At 65.1% G+C, this 19,979-nt stretch carries 20 protein-coding genes; 15 read left to right on the top strand and 5 right to left on the bottom strand.

Annotated elements, in window-relative coordinates; genetic code table 11:
- Nucleotides 1-46: 46 nt before the first annotated feature.
- From BA190_RS19720 to BA190_RS19775, 11 genes are all read left to right on the top strand, one after another.
- Nucleotides 47-2,233 (top strand): mechanosensitive ion channel family protein, encoded by a 2,187-nt coding sequence (locus tag BA190_RS19720; protein WP_156771602.1) that lies wholly within the window; start codon nt 47-49, stop codon nt 2,231-2,233.
- 88 nt (nt 2,234-2,321) lie between these two features.
- Nucleotides 2,322-2,963 (top strand): LysE family translocator, encoded by a 642-nt coding sequence (locus BA190_RS19725; RefSeq protein ID WP_068291125.1) that lies wholly within the window; start codon nt 2,322-2,324, stop codon nt 2,961-2,963.
- Nucleotides 2,964-3,088: 125 nt separating this feature from the next.
- On the top strand, nt 3,089-3,841 hold the full coding sequence (locus tag BA190_RS19730; RefSeq protein WP_371260349.1) for a phosphodiester glycosidase family protein: 753 nt from the start codon (nt 3,089-3,091) through the stop codon (nt 3,839-3,841).
- Nucleotides 3,842-3,958: 117 nt separating this feature from the next.
- Nucleotides 3,959-5,380: a 3-isopropylmalate dehydratase large subunit gene (gene leuC / locus BA190_RS19735; RefSeq protein ID WP_068291127.1), complete on the top strand. Its 1,422-nt coding sequence runs from the start codon at nt 3,959-3,961 to the stop codon at nt 5,378-5,380.
- 67 nt (nt 5,381-5,447) lie between these two features.
- The gene (locus BA190_RS19740; protein ID WP_256390539.1) at nt 5,448-6,098 is read left to right on the top strand and encodes a nicotinate-nucleotide adenylyltransferase; all 651 of its coding nucleotides are present in this window, start codon (nt 5,448-5,450) and stop codon (nt 6,096-6,098) included.
- A gap of 167 nt (nt 6,099-6,265) precedes the next feature.
- Nucleotides 6,266-6,649 (top strand): ribosome silencing factor, encoded by a 384-nt coding sequence (gene rsfS, locus BA190_RS19745; protein ID WP_371260350.1) that lies wholly within the window; start codon nt 6,266-6,268, stop codon nt 6,647-6,649.
- A gap of 5 nt (nt 6,650-6,654) precedes the next feature.
- Nucleotides 6,655-7,134, top strand: a complete 480-nt coding sequence (rlmH, locus tag BA190_RS19750) for a 23S rRNA (pseudouridine(1915)-N(3))-methyltransferase RlmH (protein WP_068291128.1) — start codon at nt 6,655-6,657, stop codon at nt 7,132-7,134.
- A 239-nt stretch (nt 7,135-7,373) separates the two neighbouring features.
- Nucleotides 7,374-7,700, top strand: a complete 327-nt coding sequence (locus tag BA190_RS19755; RefSeq protein WP_068291130.1) for a PadR family transcriptional regulator — start codon at nt 7,374-7,376, stop codon at nt 7,698-7,700.
- A complete protein-coding gene (locus BA190_RS19760) occupies nt 7,697-8,278 on the top strand; it encodes a DUF1700 domain-containing protein (RefSeq protein ID WP_068291132.1) in 582 nt (193 codons plus the stop codon). Before BA190_RS19755 ends, BA190_RS19760 begins: the two co-directional genes overlap by 4 nt.
- 36 nt (nt 8,279-8,314) lie before the next feature.
- Nucleotides 8,315-9,043, top strand: a complete 729-nt coding sequence (locus BA190_RS19765; protein ID WP_068291136.1) for a GIN domain-containing protein — start codon at nt 8,315-8,317, stop codon at nt 9,041-9,043.
- A gap of 251 nt (nt 9,044-9,294) precedes the next feature.
- Nucleotides 9,295-10,464, top strand: coding sequence for a serine hydrolase (locus BA190_RS19775; protein ID WP_162275156.1), 1,170 nt, complete (start codon nt 9,295-9,297; stop codon nt 10,462-10,464).
- Nucleotides 10,465-10,532: 68 nt separating this feature from the next.
- Here BA190_RS19775 and BA190_RS19780 read toward each other — a convergent pair whose 3' ends face one another.
- Entirely contained in the window at nt 10,533-11,225 is a 693-nt protein-coding gene (locus tag BA190_RS19780) for a TlpA family protein disulfide reductase (protein WP_371260352.1), read from the bottom strand.
- Between the two features lie 15 nt (nt 11,226-11,240).
- On the opposite strand from BA190_RS19780, the gene argH reads away from it, so the two are divergent.
- The 4 genes from argH (at nt 11,241) to BA190_RS19800 (ending at nt 14,835) form a co-directional block, all read left to right on the top strand.
- The gene (gene argH, locus BA190_RS19785) at nt 11,241-12,623 is read left to right on the top strand and encodes an argininosuccinate lyase (RefSeq protein WP_068291138.1); all 1,383 of its coding nucleotides are present in this window, start codon (nt 11,241-11,243) and stop codon (nt 12,621-12,623) included.
- Nucleotides 12,624-12,780: 157 nt separating this feature from the next.
- On the top strand, nt 12,781-12,984 hold the full coding sequence (locus tag BA190_RS19790; protein ID WP_068291140.1) for a lipoprotein: 204 nt from the start codon (nt 12,781-12,783) through the stop codon (nt 12,982-12,984).
- Nucleotides 12,985-13,002: 18 nt separating this feature from the next.
- Nucleotides 13,003-14,268, top strand: coding sequence for a diaminopimelate decarboxylase (gene lysA / locus BA190_RS19795; RefSeq protein WP_068291142.1), 1,266 nt, complete (start codon nt 13,003-13,005; stop codon nt 14,266-14,268).
- Between the two features lie 105 nt (nt 14,269-14,373).
- Nucleotides 14,374-14,835, top strand: coding sequence for a hypothetical protein (locus tag BA190_RS19800; RefSeq protein WP_068291144.1), 462 nt, complete (start codon nt 14,374-14,376; stop codon nt 14,833-14,835).
- A 275-nt stretch (nt 14,836-15,110) separates the two neighbouring features.
- On the opposite strand, the gene BA190_RS19805 is transcribed toward BA190_RS19800, so the two are convergent.
- The 4 genes from BA190_RS19805 to BA190_RS19820 all read right to left on the bottom strand — a co-directional run bounded on the left by BA190_RS19805 (nt 15,111) and on the right by BA190_RS19820 (nt 19,627).
- Nucleotides 15,111-15,605, bottom strand: a complete 495-nt coding sequence (locus BA190_RS19805; protein WP_068291146.1) for a hypothetical protein — start codon at nt 15,603-15,605, stop codon at nt 15,111-15,113.
- A 117-nt stretch (nt 15,606-15,722) separates the two neighbouring features.
- Complete coding sequence (bmt, locus tag BA190_RS19810) at nt 15,723-16,715, bottom strand: betaine--homocysteine S-methyltransferase (RefSeq protein WP_068291149.1); 993 nt, start codon at nt 16,713-16,715, stop codon at nt 15,723-15,725.
- Nucleotides 16,716-16,862: 147 nt separating this feature from the next.
- Nucleotides 16,863-18,197 (bottom strand): S41 family peptidase, encoded by a 1,335-nt coding sequence (locus BA190_RS19815; protein ID WP_245314852.1) that lies wholly within the window; start codon nt 18,195-18,197, stop codon nt 16,863-16,865.
- A complete protein-coding gene (locus BA190_RS19820) occupies nt 18,194-19,627 on the bottom strand; it encodes a murein hydrolase activator EnvC (protein WP_082979890.1) in 1,434 nt (477 codons plus the stop codon). Before BA190_RS19820 ends, BA190_RS19815 begins: the two co-directional genes overlap by 4 nt.
- Between the last annotated feature and the right edge of the window lie 352 nt (nt 19,628-19,979).

Raw genomic sequence — 19,979 nt, forward strand, 5'->3', positions numbered from 1 at the left:
TCGGCGTAACCGGCAAATCGCAAAACGCCTTGAGAGGACGTTCGTCTTGAGACTGCCTGGCGGCTTGCGTTGGCTCTTCATGGTTTTCGCCTTGGCCAGCTGGCCGTGCTGGGCGCAGGGAACGCCTTCTCCTGCCAACCCCGCCCCTCCCGCCATGAGCCAGCAGCAGATGGACACGATGGTGGAGGCCATCAGCCAGTCCGTCATGAAGAAGCTGCAGGCGCAGGGCGCCCAACCCGCCCCGCCCAGCCCCGACGGCAGCGGCATGCAGATGGCCAGTGCCCAGCAGACCGAAATGTTCATGCATGTCGGCGGCCTGGTCACCGGTTTGCCGGCCCTCTGGGCCGAATTCGGCAAGCTGACCACCCGGCTCGACGCCGATTTCAACAATGGCAGGAGCCTCGGCCGCTATTTCCTGCTGCTGATCGGCGCGCTGGCGGCGGCGCTGGCCGCAGAATGGGTGGTCCGGCTGTTGCTGGCGCCATTGCGGCGGCGCCTGGTGATCCGGATGCATGGGCTGCATGGCATCCGGGCCCTGCTCGGCCTCGGCGCCCTTGAACTGCCGCCCCTGATCGCGCTGTGGATCGTCGGCAACGCCAGCGAGGCCGCTCGCTTCATGGGTGATCTCCCGCAGACCCGCTTCTCCATCGCCATGCTCAAGACCATGCTGATCTGGCGTCTGCTCCAGGCCGTGTTCCGCTTTACCCTGCAGCCCCGCCTGCCCCAGGCCCGCCTGCCCGATCTCGGGGATGCCGATGCGCGGGCGATCTATCGGGGCGCTTCCTTCGCGATCCTGCTGCTCCTGTTCAACGCCGTGCTGGCCGATGTGCTGCGCGCCCTGCAATCCCCGCCTCTGGCGGTCGGAACCGCCCAGCTCTACGGTGCAGTGATCATGATGCTGGGCATGGTGGCCGTCTGCATCCGCCTCAACGGCCCGATCGGCCGCTGGTTCATCGGCGTCGCCAATCCCGCCCACGCCAGCCCGGTCAAAACCGCGATCGCCAAGCACTGGTTCATCGGGGCCATGCTGCTCTTCGCCCTGTTCGTCACCGCCGATATCTATGCGGCCGTGGCCGGCCAGTCGCGCATCTCTGGCGCCCTGATGCTGACGCTGGCGATATTGGTGGCGCTGCTGGTCATCGAATCCCTGGTGCACCGCATCCGCATCATGCTCCAGCATCAGGCCGACGGCGTCCACCTGATTCATCCCAGGGGCGCCGAGGCGCTGGCACGCTGCGCCCGCTTCGGTGTCCTGATCCTGGCGATCGGGGCTTTGGGCCGCACCTGGGCCGTCGACGTCAGCGGCGTCATGGCCGGCGACGATTTCAACAGGGTGGCGCGCAACCTCTTCTCCGCCGGACTGACTGCCTTCATCGCCTATTGCGCCTGGGAACTGGTGCGCTACATCACCGACCGGTATTCCGCAGGCCGCAGCGGGCCGGCCCTGCCTGGCGCCGCTGACAGCGAGGATGACGCACCGGTTTCCACCGCCTCGCGTATCGCCACCATGATGCCGGTCTTCCGCATCGGCCTGGCCATCGCCATCGCCATCCTCGCCGTGCTGACCGTCCTGTCCCAGCTCGGCGTCAACGTGACGCCGCTGATCGCGGGCGCCTCGATCTTCGGCCTTGCCATCTCCTTCGGATCGCAGACGCTGGTGAAGGACGTGGTATCGGGCGTCTTCTTCCTCATCGACGACGCCTTCCGGGTCGGCGAATATATCGATGTCGGCAAGGCCAAGGGCACCGTCGAGGGCTTCACCCTGCGCTCCCTGCGCCTGCGCCACCAGAACGGGCCGGTGCACACCATCCCCTATGGCCAGCTCGGCCAGGTCACCAATTACAGCCGCGACTGGGCGACCATCAAATTCCCGCTGCGCTTCGCCCGCGAGACCGATCTGGAAAAGCTGCGCAAGGCGGTCAAGAAGATCGGCCAGGACATGCTCGAGGATCCCGAGATGAAGGAGGAGTTCCTCACCCCGCTGAAGATGCAGGGCGTGTTCGACATCACCGACAACGCCATCGTCGTCCGCTTCAAATTCACGGTCAAACCGAACAAACCGACCTTCATCCAGCGCGAGGCGCTCAAGCGCCTGGTCCGCCTGCTGCCCGAGCAGGGCATCGAGTTCTCCACCGGTACGGTGGCGGTGCGTACGCTCGATGGCGAGGGGCGGGCTGCGCTCGGCGCCGCGGTCAATGCCGCCATGGCCTTGCCTCCCGCCGCGGCCGGATAGGCCCGTCAAGATAGCCACCTAACCCTTTCCCAAAGGCGCGTCCGGGTGTAGCAGACACAGACTCTGCTCGTGCCGACGGATTGTCGCGATGACCTTTCTACCCGATCTCCATACGCTCGCCCTCTATTCGGCTGCCTGCGTATTCCTCTTCATCACGCCCGGCCCCGACATGAGCCTGTGGCTCGCCAAGACCATCTCCGGCGGCCGGCGCGGCGGCACCGCCGCCATGCTGGGCACACAGGTCGGCTGCCTGTTCCACACCTTCTTCGCCGCGGTCGGCCTGTCGGCCGTGCTGGCGGCCTCGGCCACCGCCTTCACCGCCCTGAAGATTGTCGGCGCACTCTATTTGCTCTGGCTCGCCTACGGCGCCATCCGCTCCGGCTCGGCCTTGAACGTGCGCGACGAGGGCAAGCAGGATGCCGGTTTCTGGCCCACTTTCATGGTCGGGCTCGGCATCAACCTCACCAATCCCAAGGTCGTGCTGTTCTTCCTGACCTTCCTGCCTCAATTCGTCGACGCCGCCGACCCGCATGCCTCTCAAAAACTTTTCTTTCTGGGACTCTATTTCATTGCCATCAATCTGCCGTTTGCGTTTCTATTGATTCTCGGGGCTGAGAAGGTGGTGTCGTGGCTGAAGGCACGCCCGCGGGTCTTGCGCGGCATCGACTTCACCTTCGCCGGTGTCTTCGGGCTTTTCGCCTTCAAGATTCTGACCACGCAGACCCGCTGACGGGGTTCGCCTGAGGCGTTTTGCGGTTTGACCGAATCGCTTCGAGTCGCAAAATCGCTTTGAATCAAAGAGTTAAAGTAAAAGCGTTTCTGCTGAAAATGCGCTTAGCTCTGGGGAGTTGTTGCTTGCCCTCGTTCCTGCGCCGGGCCCTGCTGGGCCTGGCAACCATCGCCGCCTTGATCGGTTCGGCCGCTGCGGCCGAGGCTGCTTGCGAGGACATGACCTCGAAGGGGCGCAGCTACATCGTGTGCCGCTTCGATCTGTCGAACGATAGCCTGGCCCTCTATTGGCGCGGCGCCGACGGCACGCCCCTCGGCAGCCCGAGCCGGCTCGCCCAGGAACTGGATACCCAGGGCAAGAAGCTGATCTTCGCCATGAATGCCGGCATGTATGACAAGGCGCTCGGCCCCGTCGGCCTCTATGTCGAGAATGGCCGCATCCTGCACAACGCCAACACCCGCAACGGCTTCGGCAATTTCCATCTCAAGCCCAATGGCGTGTTCTATTTCGGCGACGGCAAGGCCGGCGTGATGGAGACCAGCCGGTTCCTGAAAGCCCGGATCAATGCCCGCTTCGCCACGCAATCGGGCCCGATGCTGGTGATCGACGGCCAGATCCATCCGAAGATCCAGCCGGACGGGCCTTCGGAGAAGATCCGCAACGGCGTGGGCGTGCGTGACGGCAAGATCGTGATCTTCGCCATCTCGGCCGAGCCGGTGAGCTTCCACGATTTCGCCGAGCTGTTCCGCGACCGCCTGGGCACCCAGAACGCCCTCTTCCTCGACGGCTCGATCTCCACCCTCTACGCCCCCCCCATGCCGGCCATCGGCGGCTGGACCACGCTGGGGCCTATGGTGGGGGTGACGGAGGGGCCGTAAGCCCGGCCCGCCGTGCAATTTCAAGCCGCACGAGGCTGTTAGTTTTTACACTCTTTTCCAGACGGGCATTTTTGACTACATCAGCCGTCAAATTGACGTCACACTCTAGGAAAAGCCATGGCTCCCCGCACGCTCTATGACAAGATCTGGGACGATCACGTCGTCGAAACCTCCGCCGACGGGACGAGCCTGCTCTATATCGACCGTCACCTCGTACATGAGGTGACCAGCCCGCAGGCCTTCGAGGGTCTGCGCGTTTCCGGCCGCCAGGTGCATTCGCCGCAGCGCACTTTGGCCGTGGTCGACCACAACGTGCCGACCTCCGACCGCTCCAAGGGCATCGACGATCCCGAAAGCGCCATGCAGGTCAACACGCTGGCCCAGAACGCCAGGGATTTCGGCGTCGAGTACTATTCCGAACTCGACAAGCGCCAGGGCATCGTCCACATCGTCGGCCCCGAGCAGGGCTTCACCCTGCCCGGCACCACCATCGTGTGCGGTGACAGCCACACCTCCACGCATGGCGCCTTCGGCGCTCTCGCCCATGGCATCGGCACCTCCGAGGTCGAACATGTGCTCGCCACGCAGACGCTGATCCAGAAGAAGGCGAAGAACATGCGCGTCACCGTCGACGGCGTGTTGCCGGACGGTGTGACCGCCAAGGACATCATCCTGGCCATCATCGGTGAGATCGGCACGGCGGGTGGTACCGGCCATGTGCTCGAATATGCCGGCGAAGCCGTCCGCGCCCTCTCGATGGAGGGCCGCATGACCATCTGCAACATGTCGATCGAAGGCGGCGCCCGCGCCGGCCTGATCGCGCCCGACGAGAAGACCTACGCCTATCTGAAGGATCGTCCCAAGGCACCGAAGGGCGAGGCCTGGGATCGGGCCTTGGCCTATTGGAACACGCTCTACACCGAGGAAGGCGCGCATTTCGATCGTGAGGTGAAGCTCGACGCTGCGGCCCTGCCGCCGATCGTCACCTGGGGCACCAGCCCCGAGGACGTCGCCTCGATCACCGGTTTCGTGCCGCGTCCCGAGGATGCGCCCAACGAGCACAAGAAGTCCGCGATCGAACGCGCTCTGGCCTATATGGGCCTCCAGGGCGGCGAGCGCATCCAGGACCTCAAGCTCGACCGCGTCTTCATCGGCTCCTGCACCAATGGCCGTATCGAGGATCTCAGGGCCGTCGCCAAGGTCATCGCCGGCCATAGCGTCAATGCCAGTGTCAACGCCATGATCGTGCCGGGTTCGGGCCTGGTGAAGATGCAGGCCGAGGCCGAAGGGCTCGACAAGATCTTCCGGGCCGCCGGCTTTGACTGGCGCGAGCCGGGCTGCTCGATGTGCCTGGCCATGAACGCCGACAAGCTCAAGCCGGGCGAGCGCTGCGCCTCGACCTCGAACCGCAATTTCGAGGGGCGCCAGGGCTATAAGGGGCGGACCCATCTGGTCTCGCCGCAGATGGCCGCCGCTGCTGCCATCGCCGGCCATTTCGTCGACATCCGCGAATGGGAAAAGATCGCGGCCAACGCGTAAGAGGGCAGCGCCCTCGGGCGCTCTTCTCATCTGCGGGAAGAGAGTAAGGGTGAGGGGCGGCGCGACCGTGCACGAACAAGTCCTCATACCCAAACTCTCGCCCGCCGATGCCCGCCGCCTGCCGGCCTTTGCCCCGGGCATGACCATCGGGCTGTTCGGCGGCAGCTTCAATCCGCCCCATGACGGCCATCGCCATGCCAGCCTGGTCGCGCTGACGCGGCTCGGGCTGGACCGGGTCTGGTGGCTGGTGACGCCGGGCAATCCCCTCAAGGACAACCGTGCCTTGCCCCCGCTGGAACTGCGGGTAGCCGCCGCCCGCCGGCTCGCCGACCACCCCCGCATCGAGGTGACCGGCATCGAGGCCGATATCCACACCCGCTACACCTATGACACCATTGCCTGGCTGCAGCGCCGCTGCCCAGGCGTGACCTTCGTCTGGATCATGGGGGCCGACAATCTCGCCGGCTTCCACCGCTGGCAGCAATGGCAGGCTATCGCCTCGCGGGTGGCCATCGCCGTGGTGGCCCGCCCGGGCGCCACCACCAAGGGCCCGCTTGCCAAGGCCGCCCGCGTGCTTGCCGCCTACCGTGTTCCCGAGCATCAGGCCACGACGCTGAAATATCGGCGACCGCCCGCCTGGATCTTCCTGCACGCGCCGCTCGACGCCAATTCCTCCACCGCCTTGCGGGCCAGCGGCCAGGGCTTGCCCACAAGGTAAAAATTAACCACTTATTAACCATGTCGGAGCAGGCTTAATTCTATTGGCGTCATTGAATCGACGCGATGGCTTGCTAATATTGTGGAGCGAGTGGAATTCGCGGAGGTCCGCGAATCAATGAGCAAGAGGGTGTGCCCCTGACCACGTTGGTGAGACGCGAAGCGGACGTGATTCCGCTTCATCCCGTGAGCCGAGCGATCCGCCCGGACGTTGAAGCTACGGTTCGCCTGATCCTCAATGGCCTCGACGACATGAAGGCCGAGGAGATTGTGGAAATCGATCTGCGCGGCAAGAGTGCAATCGCCGATGTCATGATCATCGCGACAGGACGGGTGGCCCGCCATGTCGCTGCGATCGGCGATCGCATCGCCAAGGATCTCAAGGAAAACGGACACGGTAATCCCCGCATCGAAGGCGTCCCGGTCTGCGACTGGGTGCTGATCGATACCGGGGACGTCATCGTGCACGTCTTCCGCCCCGAGGTCCGTGCCTTCTACAATCTCGAGAAGATGTGGTCGTCAGGCCGCCCGAACGAACTGCTTCCGAGCTGACCTGAATGCGCCTGATGATCTGCGCCGTCGGCCGGCTCAAAGCCGGCCCGGAACGCGATCTCGTGGGCCGTTATGCCGAGCGGCTGAACGCCAGCGGCCGAAGCCTGGCCCTCGGGCCGCTCGATATCATCGAAATCGACGAAAGCCGCGCGCGGCGCCCCGAGGACCGCAAGGCCGAAGAGGCCGACAAGCTGCTCGCCGCCGCCGGCCAGGCCGCCATCATTGCCCTCGACGAAACCGGCAATTCGCCCGGCAGCGAGGCCTTTGCCGCGAAGATCGCAGGCTGGCGCGACAGTGGGACCCAAACGCTCGCCTTCCTGATCGGCGGCGCCGATGGCCATGGTGACGCGATCCGGTCGCGCGCGATCCTGTCGCTGTCCTTCGGCAAGATGACCTGGCCGCACCAGATCGTGCGCATCCTCCTGGCAGAGCAGCTCTATCGCGCCGCCACCATCATCGCCGGCCACCCCTACCACCGGGTGTAACACAGGCCGCGAAGCCGTCTTCCCAAAAGACCCATCCTGACCGTGCCGGCATTTCCGAAGCTTGGCGTGAAGGCAGGGGCTTGAGCCCATAACCGTGCCGATTGCGCCACCGCCGTCACGAACACCTCCCCTGCGCATCGTCCCCCTGTCGGCCATCCCTGCGCCTCGAATAAACAATGCAAGGTACCTTGCATTAAAAGATACCTTGCATTATTCTCCCTCTCGAAGATAGGGAGGCCATGACCGATTCCATCGACATCCAGCTGAAGAAGGGCGCGCTCGAACTCTGCGTTCTTGCCTTGCTGCACCGGCGCGAGAGCTATGCCTATGAGATCGCCAGCACGCTCTCCGAAAAAGTCGGCATGGGGGAAGGTACCATCTATCCGCTGATGCGCCGCCTGCAGACCGAAGGACTGGTCAGCACCAGGCTGGAGGAGTCGGCCAGCGGACCTCCTCGCAAATATTACCGCCTGACCGCCGCCGGCCAGGCTTCCTACGCGGCCCGCCAACGCGAATGGCGGGATTTCGTCACCGCCGTCGACCATCTGATGGAAGGCAAGCCATGACTCGCCAGGATTTCCTTGATGCTCTGAGGAACGGTCTTGCCGGCCTGCCGCCGGCCGAGATCGAGGAAGTCCTGGGCGACTACGCCGCCTATTTCACCGACGCGCAGGAGGCCGGGCGCAGCGAGAACGACGTCGTGCAGATGCTAGGCGATCCCGCCCAGCTTGCCCGGGCGCTCAAGGCTGAAAGCGGCCTGCGCCAGTTGCAGGCGCGCCCGAGCCTGTCCACCGTGCTCGGCGCGTTTGCCGCGCTCACGGGCCTCGCCATGCTCGACCTCTTCGTGCTCCTGCCGGTTCTGTCCATCCTCCTGGTGGTCTTTCTTGCCCTTGGCCTGGTCGCCTTCGCGCTGGCCCTCGGTGGGTCGGCGATCGTCCTCCAGGCTGCCTTCATGTGGGACGGCGCACCTCTGCTCGTCCATTTCGGGCGCGCCCTCGTCGGTTTCGGCCTCGTCGCCCTGGCCGTGTGCCTGAGTTGCCTCTTCCTGCTCGGCCTCAATGCCGGGCTGAGGGCAATGGCCGCACATGCCCGGCGCTATACCCGTTTGCTCACTTCCTCACCCCGCTCCGGCGCCACGTCCTGACGACACTTGCGCCGGACTGGCACCATGGGAGGCACCATGCCGTCGAACCTTGGAAAACTGGCCGCCTTCTCCTTCGTGATCGCCCTGGCTTGCCTGTTTCTCGGCACCAGCCTTGCCGGGCCGAACTACGGTTCGCCCTGGCGAGGTTGGCACCGAAGCGTGCTGACGGGATGGGGAAGCTGTCCCGCGGCGCCGCAAAGCAACGATGGCAAGGCCGGTTCGATCACCTTGCCCTGGGACAATGACGGCTCGCTCACCATCGCCGTTCCGGCCAGCGTGAGCTATGCCCCCGGCCCGCAATCCAGCGCCGTGATCAGCGGCGATCCCACCCTGATCGGCCATGTCCGCCTTTCGGAGGGCCGCCTCGGCCTGGACCAGGATTGCGATGTGCCTGATGGCGCCATCGTGGTGCAGCTGACGGGTGGCCCCGTCAGGGACTGGACGGTGAACGGATCCGGCGAACTTCATCTCGCGGCGATCGCGCAGGACCGGCTCGCCCTTCGCCTCCACGGCAGCGCGCAGGCGACCGGCGAAGGGTCGGTGGACCAGTTGAGCCTGCGCATCTCGGGTTCCGGCAGTGCCGATCTGGCCAAACTCTCGGCCAAGGCGGCCGAGATCCGCATCAGCGGCAGCGGCGAGGCCGGCATCGCCGCCAGCGAAAGCGCCGACGTCACCCTGTCCGGCAGCGGCAACATCACGCTGCGCGGCAAGCCCAAACTCACCACGCAGATCCATGGCAGCGGCCGGATCGAGGAAGTTCCCTAAAGCGTCTTAGCACCAGACGGAATCACGTCGAAACAACAAGCTGGAGCAAGCAAACGGCTTCGCCGGAACGTGCTTTGCTCTGGCCGCTACAACTCAAAGCACGGGTTGCCTTCCCGTCGCCTCCGGCGGCGTCGGGGATGGCTGTCCCTTGGTGTCCCTCGTTCATGGACAGGCCCTCTGGTGCTTCGGGCCGATTCCCGTCGAAGTCTCGCTGTTCCCATCTCCCCGTCACATCTTGCAAGGAGGCGCTCATGCGACCCCATAGCCTTTCCATTGCCCTGGCGATCCTTCTGACCGGCATGACCACGGCCGGGCTATCAGGCCCGGCAGCGGCCCAGGCGGCCTGCGGTGCGCCCGGCAGGAGTGCGTCCGGTGCGGGCACGTCCGGCTGGCCGGTCGCCACACCCGATGATGTCGGCCTCGATCCGCAAAGCCTGTGCACGCTCGCCCGGAAGCTCGATGCGGCGAAGGAAGACAATGTCCATGCCGTGCTGATCGCGCGGCACGGCAAACTGGTGTTCGAACGCTATTTCACCGGTTCCGATTCCCATTGGGGCCAGCCCGAAAAGGACGTCGCCTTCGGGCCGGAGGTTCCGCACGATTTGCGTTCGATCACCAAGAGCGTGGTGTCGCTGCTGGTCGGCATCGCCGTGGGCAAGGGCTGGATCACCTCGATCGACCAGCCGGTCCTGGCGCTATTGCCCGCTCATGCCGATCTGAGCACCCCTCAAAAGCAGGGCATCACGTTGCGCCATCTCCTCACCATGTCGCCGGGCCTGGCCTGGAGCGAGCAGCTTCCCTACAGCGACCTTCGCAACAGCGAAAACGGCATGGACATGGCCAGGGATCCCTGCCGCTATGTGCTGGAGCAGCCTGTCGCCCATGATCCCGGCACGGTGTGGACCTATAGCGGCGGCACCACCGGCCTGCTTGCCTGCGTCCTGCATCAGGCAACCGGCAAGCCCCTGGACGAGCTCGCCCGCGAAACCCTGTTCGAGCCCTTGGGCATCAGCAAGGTCGAATGGGCGCGCTATCCGCAGACCGGCGAGCCGGTTGCGGCCTCGGGCCTGCGCCTGCTACCGGCCGACACATTGAAATTCGGCCAGCTCGTGCTCGACAAGGGCGCCTGGAACGGCAGGCAGATCGTGCCGGCGCAATGGATCGAGATGGCGACGGCGCCGCAGATCAATGCCTCCGGCGCCATGTTCTACGGCTTCCAGTTCTGGCTCGGACGCTCCCTGGTCGACCATCGCCCCCTCGAGTGGATCGCGGGCTTCGGCTATGGCGGCCAGCGCCTCTTCATCGTGCCCTCGCTCGACCTCACCATGATGGTGCAGGCGGGGCGCTATGGCGGCCAGGACGAGGGCGGATTCGCCGCCGCCATCCTCAACCGCTACGTGCTGCCGGCTGCCAAGCCGTAAGCACCAAGGCGTTTCCGTCATGACGCGAGAACATCCCTCCCCGAATCCGGGGAAGGATTGGCCGCCCGTCAGGACCCGATCGCCGCCTTGATCAGCGCCTTGGCATCCTCGCTGGCCCATTCGGCCGGGCCCGCCATGGCGCCGATACGGCAGCCCTGCTTGTCGATCAGCACCGAGGTCGGCAGGCCCTGGCCGAGGCCTTCGTTGCGCAGGCTCTGTAGAATGCCGGTCGAGGGATCGGCATAACGGTGCAGCTTGTCGATCTTGGTCTCGTTCAGGAAGGCATCGACCCGCTCGGGGCCCTGCGTGTCGATATTGACGGCCACGACCTCGAAGTCCTTGCCGCCGAGATCCGCCTGCAACTGGTTGAGGGCCGGCATTTCCTTGCGGCAGGGCACGCACCAGGTCGCCCACAGATTGAGCAGCACGGTTTTGCCCTTGAAATCGGCCAGGGTCGTCTTGCTGCCATCCGCCTTCTGGAAGCTGATCGGCACCAGCGGCTGGGGCGCCTTGGAGACGGCGAGGGCGGCCACCTCCCCCTTGGCCAGAGGGTCGACGCGGGCGGCAATCGCCGCGGAAGCGGGGCAGGACGCGCTTTCCTGATTGCCCGAGCCGCCCTTTGTCCCGTATACCGCGCCGACACCCACCACGGCTCCCGCCAGGATTGCCGCGCCGATCAGCCAGCGCCGGTTCGGTCCCAGGGGCGGCTGACTTTTCGGTGGCTGACTCTCGGAATGTTCCTGCCGACTATTCTCGTTCACTGAAAGCCTATCCAGATGAGCAACAAAATGTGGGGCGGCCGGTTCCAGTCGGGACCGGACGCGATCATGGAAGAGATCAACGCCTCGATCGACTTTGACAAGCGCCTGTGGGCCCAGGACATCCGCGGCTCTCTGGCGCATCTCGCCATGCTGGAGAAGCAGGGGATCGTCGCCGCCGCCGATGCCAAGGCCATCGCGGACGGTCTAGAGGTGGTCCGCGGCGAAATCGAGAGCGGTTCGTTCACTTTTTCGCGCGCGCTCGAAGACATCCATATGAACGTCGAATCGCGGCTTGCGGCAATCGCAGGGCCGGCCGCCGGGCGCCTGCATACCGCCCGCTCGCGCAACGACCAGGTCGCCACCGATTTCAAGCTCTGGGTGCGCGACACCATCGACGATCTCGACGCCCAGTTGAAAGACCTGATGACGGCGCTGGCCGAAAGGGCAGCCGCCTTCTCCGGTGCCGTGATGCCGGGCTTCACCCATCTGCAATCGGCCCAGCCGGTGACCTTCGGCCATCACCTGCTCGCCTATGTCGAGATGCTCGGCCGCGACCGCGGCCGTTTCGCCGATGCGCGCAGGCGCCTCAACGAATGCCCGCTCGGCGCCGCGGCACTGGCCGGCACCTCCTTCCCGATCGACCGCCACGCCACCGCCAAGGCGCTTGGCTTCGACCGCCCCACCGCCAATTCGCTCGATTCGGTCTCCGATCGCGACTTCGTATTGGAGGCGCTCGCCGCCGCCTCGATCACCGCCATGCACCTCTCCCGCTTCGCCGAGGAGATCGTGATCTGGACGACGCCGCAATTCGCCTTCGTGGCCCTGTCGGACAAGTTCACCACCGGCTCCTCGATCATGCCGCAGAAGCGCAATCCCGATGCGGCCGAGCTCGTCCGTGGCAAGGCCGGCCGCGTCATCGGGGCGCTGGTCGGCCTCCTCACCATGATGAAGGGCTTGCCGCTCGCCTATGGCAAGGACATGCAGGAGGACAAGGAACCGGCCTTCGACGCGCTGCAGACCCTGTCGCTGTGCACGGCAGCCATGGCCGGTATGGTCAGGGACATGGTGCCCGACCTCAAGCGCATGAAGGCGGCGGCGGGCTCGGGCTATGCCACGGCCACGGACCTCGCCGACTGGCTGGTGCGCGAGCTCAATCTGCCCTTCCGCGAGGCCCATCACGTCACCGGCCGTCTGGTCGGCATCGCCGCCGAGGCCAAGCTGCCGCTGGAGAAGCTGTCGCTGGCGCAAATGCAGGCGGTGGAGCCGCGTATCCATCAGGGCCTGTTCGCCGTGCTCGGCGTGGAGAAGTCGGTCCGCAGCCGCACCTCCTATGGCGGCACGGCGCCGGCAAACGTCAAGGCCCAGGCCAGGAAGTGGCTGAAGGCGCTGGCGAAATAGTCGGAGCGCGGACATCTCAGCGACATGCTTGCAAGTCGCGGTGTCCGCTCTTGGAACCACCATGCCGACAGAATAGGAAGAGCGGACAAGATGTCCGCGCTCCAAAGAACACCAAATCAAAATTCGTGCTACACAGCGTCAAACACTGGAGTTCCCCATGGCTGGTAATGCGTTCCGCATCGCGCTCGCTTTGACGCTGGTGACGACCCTCGGCCTCGCCGGCTGCGGCCGCAAAGGCAAGCTCGAACCGCCGCCCGAGCAGCATGTCACGACTGGCGATGGCAATGGCTACAACAAGAAGAAGGATCCGGGCTATGTGAAACCGGACCGCAAACTGCCGATGGACTTTCTGTTGAACTGATTTCGAACCGAACCGACCATGCATCACTTCACTTATCGCGACGGCGTGCTTCATGCCGAAGATGTCGCACTGCCGGCGATCGCCGCCGCGGTCGGCACCCCCTTCTACTGTTACTCGGCGGCCACGCTGCGGCGGCACTACAAGGTGTTCGCGGGCGCCTTCGCCGACGTGCCCTCCCTGGTCTGCTTTGCGGTCAAGGCCAATTCGAATCTGGCCGTGCTGCGCCTGCTCGCCAAGCTCGGCGCCGGCATGGACGTCGTCTCGGAGGGTGAGCTGCGGCGCGCCCGCGCCGCCGGCGTACCCGCCAGCAAGATCATGTTCTCTGGCGTCGGCAAGCTCGTGCGCGAGATCGACTATGCGCTCGACGAGGACATCCTGTGCTTCAATGTCGAGTCCGAGCCGGAACTGGAGCTCTTGTCGCAACGCGCCAGCGCCAAGGGCCGGATAGCCCGGGTGTCGCTGCGCATCAACCCGGATGTCGACGCCAAGACCCACAAGAAGATCTCCACCGGCAAGTCCGAGAACAAGTTCGGCATTCCGATCGCGCAGGCCCGCACCATCTATGCCCGCGCGGCCAAGCTGCCGGGTATCTTGGTCACCGGCGTCGACATGCATATCGGCAGCCAGATCACCGCGCTCGAACCCTATGACGCCTCGATCGAACGCCTGGTCGGCCTGGTCAGGGACCTCAGGGCCGACGGCCATGTCGTCGACCATATCGATTTCGGCGGCGGCCTCGGCATTCCCTATCGGGACGACAACGAGCCGCCCCCCCATCCCGACGACTATGCCGCGGTGGTCAAGCGCTATGCCAAGGATCTCGGCGCCACCCTGGTGTTCGAACCCGGGCGCCTGATCGCCGGCAATGCCGGCATCCTGGTGAGCGAGGTCGCGTTCGTGAAAGAGGGCGAAGGCAAGACCTTCGTCATCGTCGACGCCGGCATGAACGACCTGATCCGCCCGACGCTTTATGAAGCCTATCATGCGATCTGGCCAATCAAGGAACGTCCCCTCGGCGGTGCCATGGTGACGGCCGACGTCGTCGGCCCGGTCTGCGAGACCGGCGACTATCTGGCCCTCGACCGCGACATCCCGGTGGTGGAGCGCGGCGACCTGGTGGCGGTGATGTCGGCTGGCGCCTATGGCGCCGTGCAGTCCGGCACCTACAACACCCGCCCCCTCATCCCGGAAGTGTTGGTGGACGGGGACAAGTTCGCGGTGATCCGGCCCCGTCCGAGCTATGACGAGTTGCTCGGGCTCGACAAGGTGCCGGACTGGCTGTGATCCCTGGAACAGAATCTGTTACCGGGAACAACGAGTGTTCCCGGTAACAGCCCGCTTCCCGATCCTGTCGTAAGGCCGTCATTCCTTCTGGAACTCCGAGGACCCATGCGCAGTCTCCTTGCACTTTCCCTTCTCGCCAGTGTCGCCGCGGCCACTCCCGCCCTGGCGGATGCCTATCGCTGGCAGGTCCGCCAGTCGCCGGAATCGGTGGTGGTGGCCTATGAAGTGCCCGACACAGACGACCAGCCGCTCGGCCTTTTTTGTGAACCCGAGGGCAAGGCCTTCTCGATCACCTATCGGCCTGGCGCCGACAAGATCCGCAAGGGCTGGAGCGGCGTGGTCAGTTTCAGTTCCGATGGCGGGCAGGTCGATGTGCCCATGCAGGCGGTCGAAGACGAACTGAGCGGGCTCACCTTGGAAGCCAAGGCTGCCTTCGACCCGGATTGGACCGTCGTCCTCGGCAAGGGCCGCACCCTCAAGATCGCCTTCAGCGGCCAGAGCGAGAGGATCAAGCTGGCCGGCGTCGCCAAGGGAGCTGCCGCGCTGGCCAAGGCCTGCGGTCTGTAGGAAGATTGCTTTGTAGCGCAGTGCGGCCCCTCACCCGTCCCCTCTCCCCGTAAGAACGGGGCGAGGGGACACGGGCGTCGCGCTCGATCCTCAGACCCTTCATCTCGCCCGACGGTTGAGCGAGACGATCGGGGTTGTATATGAAATACCCGATCAAAGTCCCCCTCGCCCCCTTCTTACGGGGAGAGGGTACGGGTGAGGGGCTACGCTACCCCGACAATTTCTGCGGGAAATGGTCCCTCGATCAGCCCTTTTGATCCGCGCTTGCTCCGTGCTCACCTGGCAATGCCGAAGCACTTGGCCAGCCTGGCGGCGACGGCATCATAGGTCGCCGCTTCCTTGGCCGGATAGGTCAGGCGGAAGGCGCGGATGGTTTCGACCGCGCCCTTGGCGTCCTTCTCCAGCAGGAGCTTGGCATAGAAGATCTCGCCACCCTTCCGGCCGGAGACCACCACCCCGTTCTTGGCCGCGCTGCGATAGGTGATCTTGCCGTCATCGGCGATACCGGCGACGATCGCATCGATGTCTTCTTCCGCGGCATTGTAGGAACCCCAGACCCGCAGGCTCGCGCCGGAAGGGGCCGAGAAGACGCGCCCGTCGCCATTGTCGGCCTCGGGTTCCGCCGTCATGAGGTCGGTGGGATAGCAGATGCGGTAGCAGAAACGCGCATTGGCGTAGTCGCTCCAGTCACGCGCCGCCGCCGGCCCGGTCGCAATGGTGAGGCTCAGGAGCGGGACGATCAGGGCGCAGAAACGGATCAGGCGGCGCATCGGCCCCTCCTTGCGATATGAACGCCATCGCGGCGGAGAGGCTCCGCGCGATGGCTGTCCTGTCTTAGGTTGCTTGGCCCGGGGCCGGCTGTTCTGCAGGGAACCAGCGCGGCCGGCTCAATGCCGGCGCCGGCGCCGCGCCTCTTCGCCGCCGCCGGCCTTGGGCGGGGCGACCAATGGGCCGATTTCGGCGATCACCTTCGCGGTATCGGGGCGCTCGGCGCGGACATGGCCGTCGATGGCCTGGCGCATGGCGGCGAGATGGGCCGGCGAGGTGCCGCAGCAGCCGCCGATGATGCGGGCACCCGCATCGATGGCGAGCCGCGCATAGTTCGCCATCAGCTCCGGCGTGCCGGAATAATGGATATGGTCGCCATGGAACTGCGGAATGCCGGCATTGGCCTTGGCAATGATCACGGCATCGGGATTGGCCTCGGTCATCGACAGCACCGAGACCAGGAGATCGGAAGCGCCGACGCCGCAATTGGCACCCACTGCGACGGGATTGGGATCGACGCCACCGGCCACCTCCGGCATGGCCGCGGGCGGGATGCCCATCATGGTCTTGCCGGCCGTGTCGAAGCTCGCCGTCACCGTATAGGGCATGCCGGCCTTGACGGCAGCCTTGGCCGCGGCGCGCATCTCCTCGGCAGCCGACATCGTCTCGATCCAGATCACGTCGGCGCCGCCTTCCTTGAGGCCCTCGATCTGCTCGACGAAGATCTCGACAGCCTCGTCCTCGGTCAGCGGTCCGAGCGGCTGGAAGAGGTCGCCCGTCGGGCCGACGGAACCCGCCACCACCACAGGACGCCCGGCGCCGTCGGCGACCTCGCGGGCAACGCGGGCGGCGGCGGCATTGAGCTCCTTCACGCGTCCGTCGAGCTTGTGCAGCGCCAGCCGCCGGCGATTGCCGCCGAAGGAATTGGTGAGGATGATGTCGGCCCCGGCATCGACGAAGGACTGGTGCAGCGCGTAGATGCGGTCGGGATGGTCGAGGTTCCACATCTCCGGCGGATCGCCCGACATCAGGCCCATCTCGAACAGATTGGTCCCTGTGGCCCCGTCTGCGAGCAATACGGGCTTTTGAGCCAGAAGTTCGGTCAGGCGCATGGCGTGTCCTTCATCAAGAAACCATGCTTCCACATAGGCCTTTGCCGCAACGATTCAAGCACGAATGTCCGGGAACGGCCTCGCCCCTAAAACAGCAACGCCGGGACAAGCCCGGCGTTGCAGAAGCGCGGAGTGGACGAGACGGCCTCAGTTCGGCACGCCAGCCTTCGGATCCGGCGGGAAATAGGCGCTCTTCTGCACGCCATGCAGCAGGTCGATCGCCTTGTTGAGCTGGGTGTCGTCCTTCTCATTGGCCGGCACATAGGCCGAGGAGCCGCCCTCCTCGGTCTTGTCCGCATCCGGATTGGCCAGGTGGCCCTTGAGGCCGGACTCGCCCTTGGTCTGGTCCTTGCCCTTGAGGTCGTCGGGCACGTTCTCCTGCACCACGATCTCCGGATCGATGCCCTTGGCCTGGATCGAGCGCCCGGAGGGGGTGTAGTAGCGCGCCGTGGTCAGGCGCAGTGCGCCATTGCCCTGCAGCGGGATGATGGTCTGCACCGAGCCCTTGCCGAAGGAACGCGTGCCCAGGATGGTGGCGCGCTTGTGGTCCTGCAGGGCGCCGGCGACGATTTCCGAGGCCGAGGCCGAACCGCCATTGACCAGCACGATCACCGGCTTGCCATTGGTCAGGTCGCCGCCGCGGGCGGAATAGCGCTGCACGTCATCGGCCTGGCGGCCGCGGGTGGACACGATCTCGCCGCGCTCGAGGAAGGCATCGGAGACCTGGATCGCCTGGTCGAGCAGGCCGCCCGGATTGTTCCTGAGGTCGATGATGTAGCCCTTGAGCTTGTCCGGACCGATTTCCTTGCTCAGCTTGTCGACGTTCTTCTTCAAGCCGTCGAAGGTCTGCTCGTTGAACTGGGTGATGCGGATATAGCCGATGTCATCGCCCATCTTCTTGGCCTTGACCGACTGCACCTTGATGATGTCGCGCACCACCTTGACGTCGATCGGCTCGCCCTTGTTGCGCAGGATCTTCAGGGTGATCGGGGTGTTGACCGGCCCGCGCATCTTGTCGACGGCCTGCTGCAGCGTCATGCCCTGCGTCGCTTCGCCGTCGATGCCGGTGATCAGGTCGCCCGCCAGCACGCCAGCCTTGGAGGCCGGCGAATCATCGATCGGCGAGACCACCTTGATCGCACCGTCCTCCTGGGTCACTTCGATGCCGAGACCACCGAACTCGCCCTTGGTCTGCACCTGCATGTCCTGGAAGCTCTTGGCATCCATGTAGCTCGAATGCGGATCGAGCGAGGTCAGCATGCCGTTGATGGCCGCTTCGACCAGCTTGCCGTCCTCGGGCTGCTCGACATAGTCCGAGCGCACCCGCTCGAACACGTCGCCGAACAGGTTAAGCTGCTTGTAGGTGTCGGTGACGGCGGCATTGGCACCGCCCATCAGCAGCAGGTGGGGCTGCGTTACCGCGATCGTCGCGATCGCGCCCATGGCCACGCCGCAGAACAGAATGGGAAGCTTGCGAATCATCCGCGTGCCTTCTCGCCTTGATTGGCCCACCACGGGGTGGGGTCTATGGAAACACCGTCTTTGCGAAACTCTATATATAGGGCGGGTTGTCCTGCGCTTGAAGCACCGCCAAACGCCGCAGCCGTCGCCTGCATTCCCGTATCTGTCTTACCCAAGCCCGCCTGCGAACCCGGATCGGCATCCGATCCCAGAGACGGACCTGAACCCATGGCGGCAACCGGCTCGCCCGTCAAGACAAACTGGCCCAGCCCCACATTGATCTTATCCATGCCGGCCATCACGACATGATACCCGCCACCGGCATTGATGATCAAGAGTTGGCCGTAGGAGCGGAACTTGCCGGCGAAGACGACCCAGCCATCGCAGGGCGCGGTGACGCTGGCGCCGGGCGTCGCCGTCAGGGTCATGCCCTTGGCCGCGCCGCCATTGCCGTCATCGGCGCCGAAGCCGCGCAGCATCGCCCCGGTTACCGGCAGGCGCAGCAGGCCCTTGGCCTGGTCGAAGGGCATGGCAGGGGTCAGGCGGCTTGGATCCTGCAGGGCGGCAAGGGACGGCCGGGCCTGGCTGGTCGCCGCATCGGCCGAATCAGCGGCACGCTTGGCCGGCGCCACCTCGCGCTCCATGCGGGCGATCAAATCTTTGAGATTGGCCGCCTCCTGCGCCAAGGCGGTGGCATGGGCCTGCTCGGTGGCGAGGGTATTCTGCTCCTGGGCCAGCACCTTCTGGCGTTCCTCGACCAGAAGCTGGGTGCGGGTGCGCTGCTCGGTCAGGGTGATCAGCGCCTGCTTGAGCGTGTCCCGTTCGACGGTGATCTCCCCGCGCACCCGGGCCAGTTCCTTGAGATCGGCCACGAGGGCCTGCATTTCCTGGCGCATTTCCGGCAGCACCGCACCCAGCAGCATCGCCGTGCGCACCGCCTCCAATGCGTCGTCCGGGCTGACCAGCAGGGCCGGCGGCGGATTGCGCCCCATGCGCTGCAGCGACGCCAGCACCTCGATCAGCAGGCCGCGCTTGCTGTCGAGCGAGACGTGGATATTGTCCTCGTTGCTGTCGAGCGAAGCCAACCTCGCCTCCGCCCCCAGCACCTTGGCTTCGGTCTCGTGCGTCTGGTTGCCGGTCTCGACCAGTTGCTGGCGCAGCTTCTCGCTGTCGGCCCCGATGGACTGGATCTCCTTGCGCAGGCGGGCCAGGGTCTCATCGGACAGTTTGATCTCGCCCTGGATGCGCGCGAGGTCCTGACGCATCGAGTCCTGGCGCATCGATTCCTGGCGCTTGGCGGCCGCCTCGTCGGTGGCGGACGGGGCCGCAGCTGGAACAGTCTGGGCCGCTGGCGGCGTCTCGGCTCTTGCCGTCGCCAAGGCCACGCACAGCGCCAGCAACGCCCCGGCAAGGACGGAGCCGATGATCGAGTTTGCGCTGTCGTGGTTCATTCCAGATTGATGCGACCAATATGGTTAACGAAGTTTCAATCGTTAACGATTCTTCATTGTTGTCCAAGCAACCTATCGCTGATCGCGCCTGTGGCTCGATCAGCGATAGGTTGCAAGATTTTAAGCGTTTGCACAGTTTGCCCGCTTCGCCCATTTGTAGGTGAAGTGGACAAACTGTGCATGCGATAGTGGCGTGTCATCCCGTCTTTTCTGGGGCAGGCCGGCGACGCCACCGGGAAATGGCCTGTCGCGATGTCCCGCGAATCGCGATTTTTTCTGAATTTGGCGCCTTGACGCATTTTCTCAACCAAAAATGCTGTAAGGGGCCTCATCCCGCCGCGAACATGCCGCA

It is taken from the genome of Labrys sp. WJW, assembly GCF_001676615.1.
Lineage (GTDB): Bacteria > Pseudomonadota > Alphaproteobacteria > Rhizobiales > Labraceae > Labrys > Labrys sedimenti.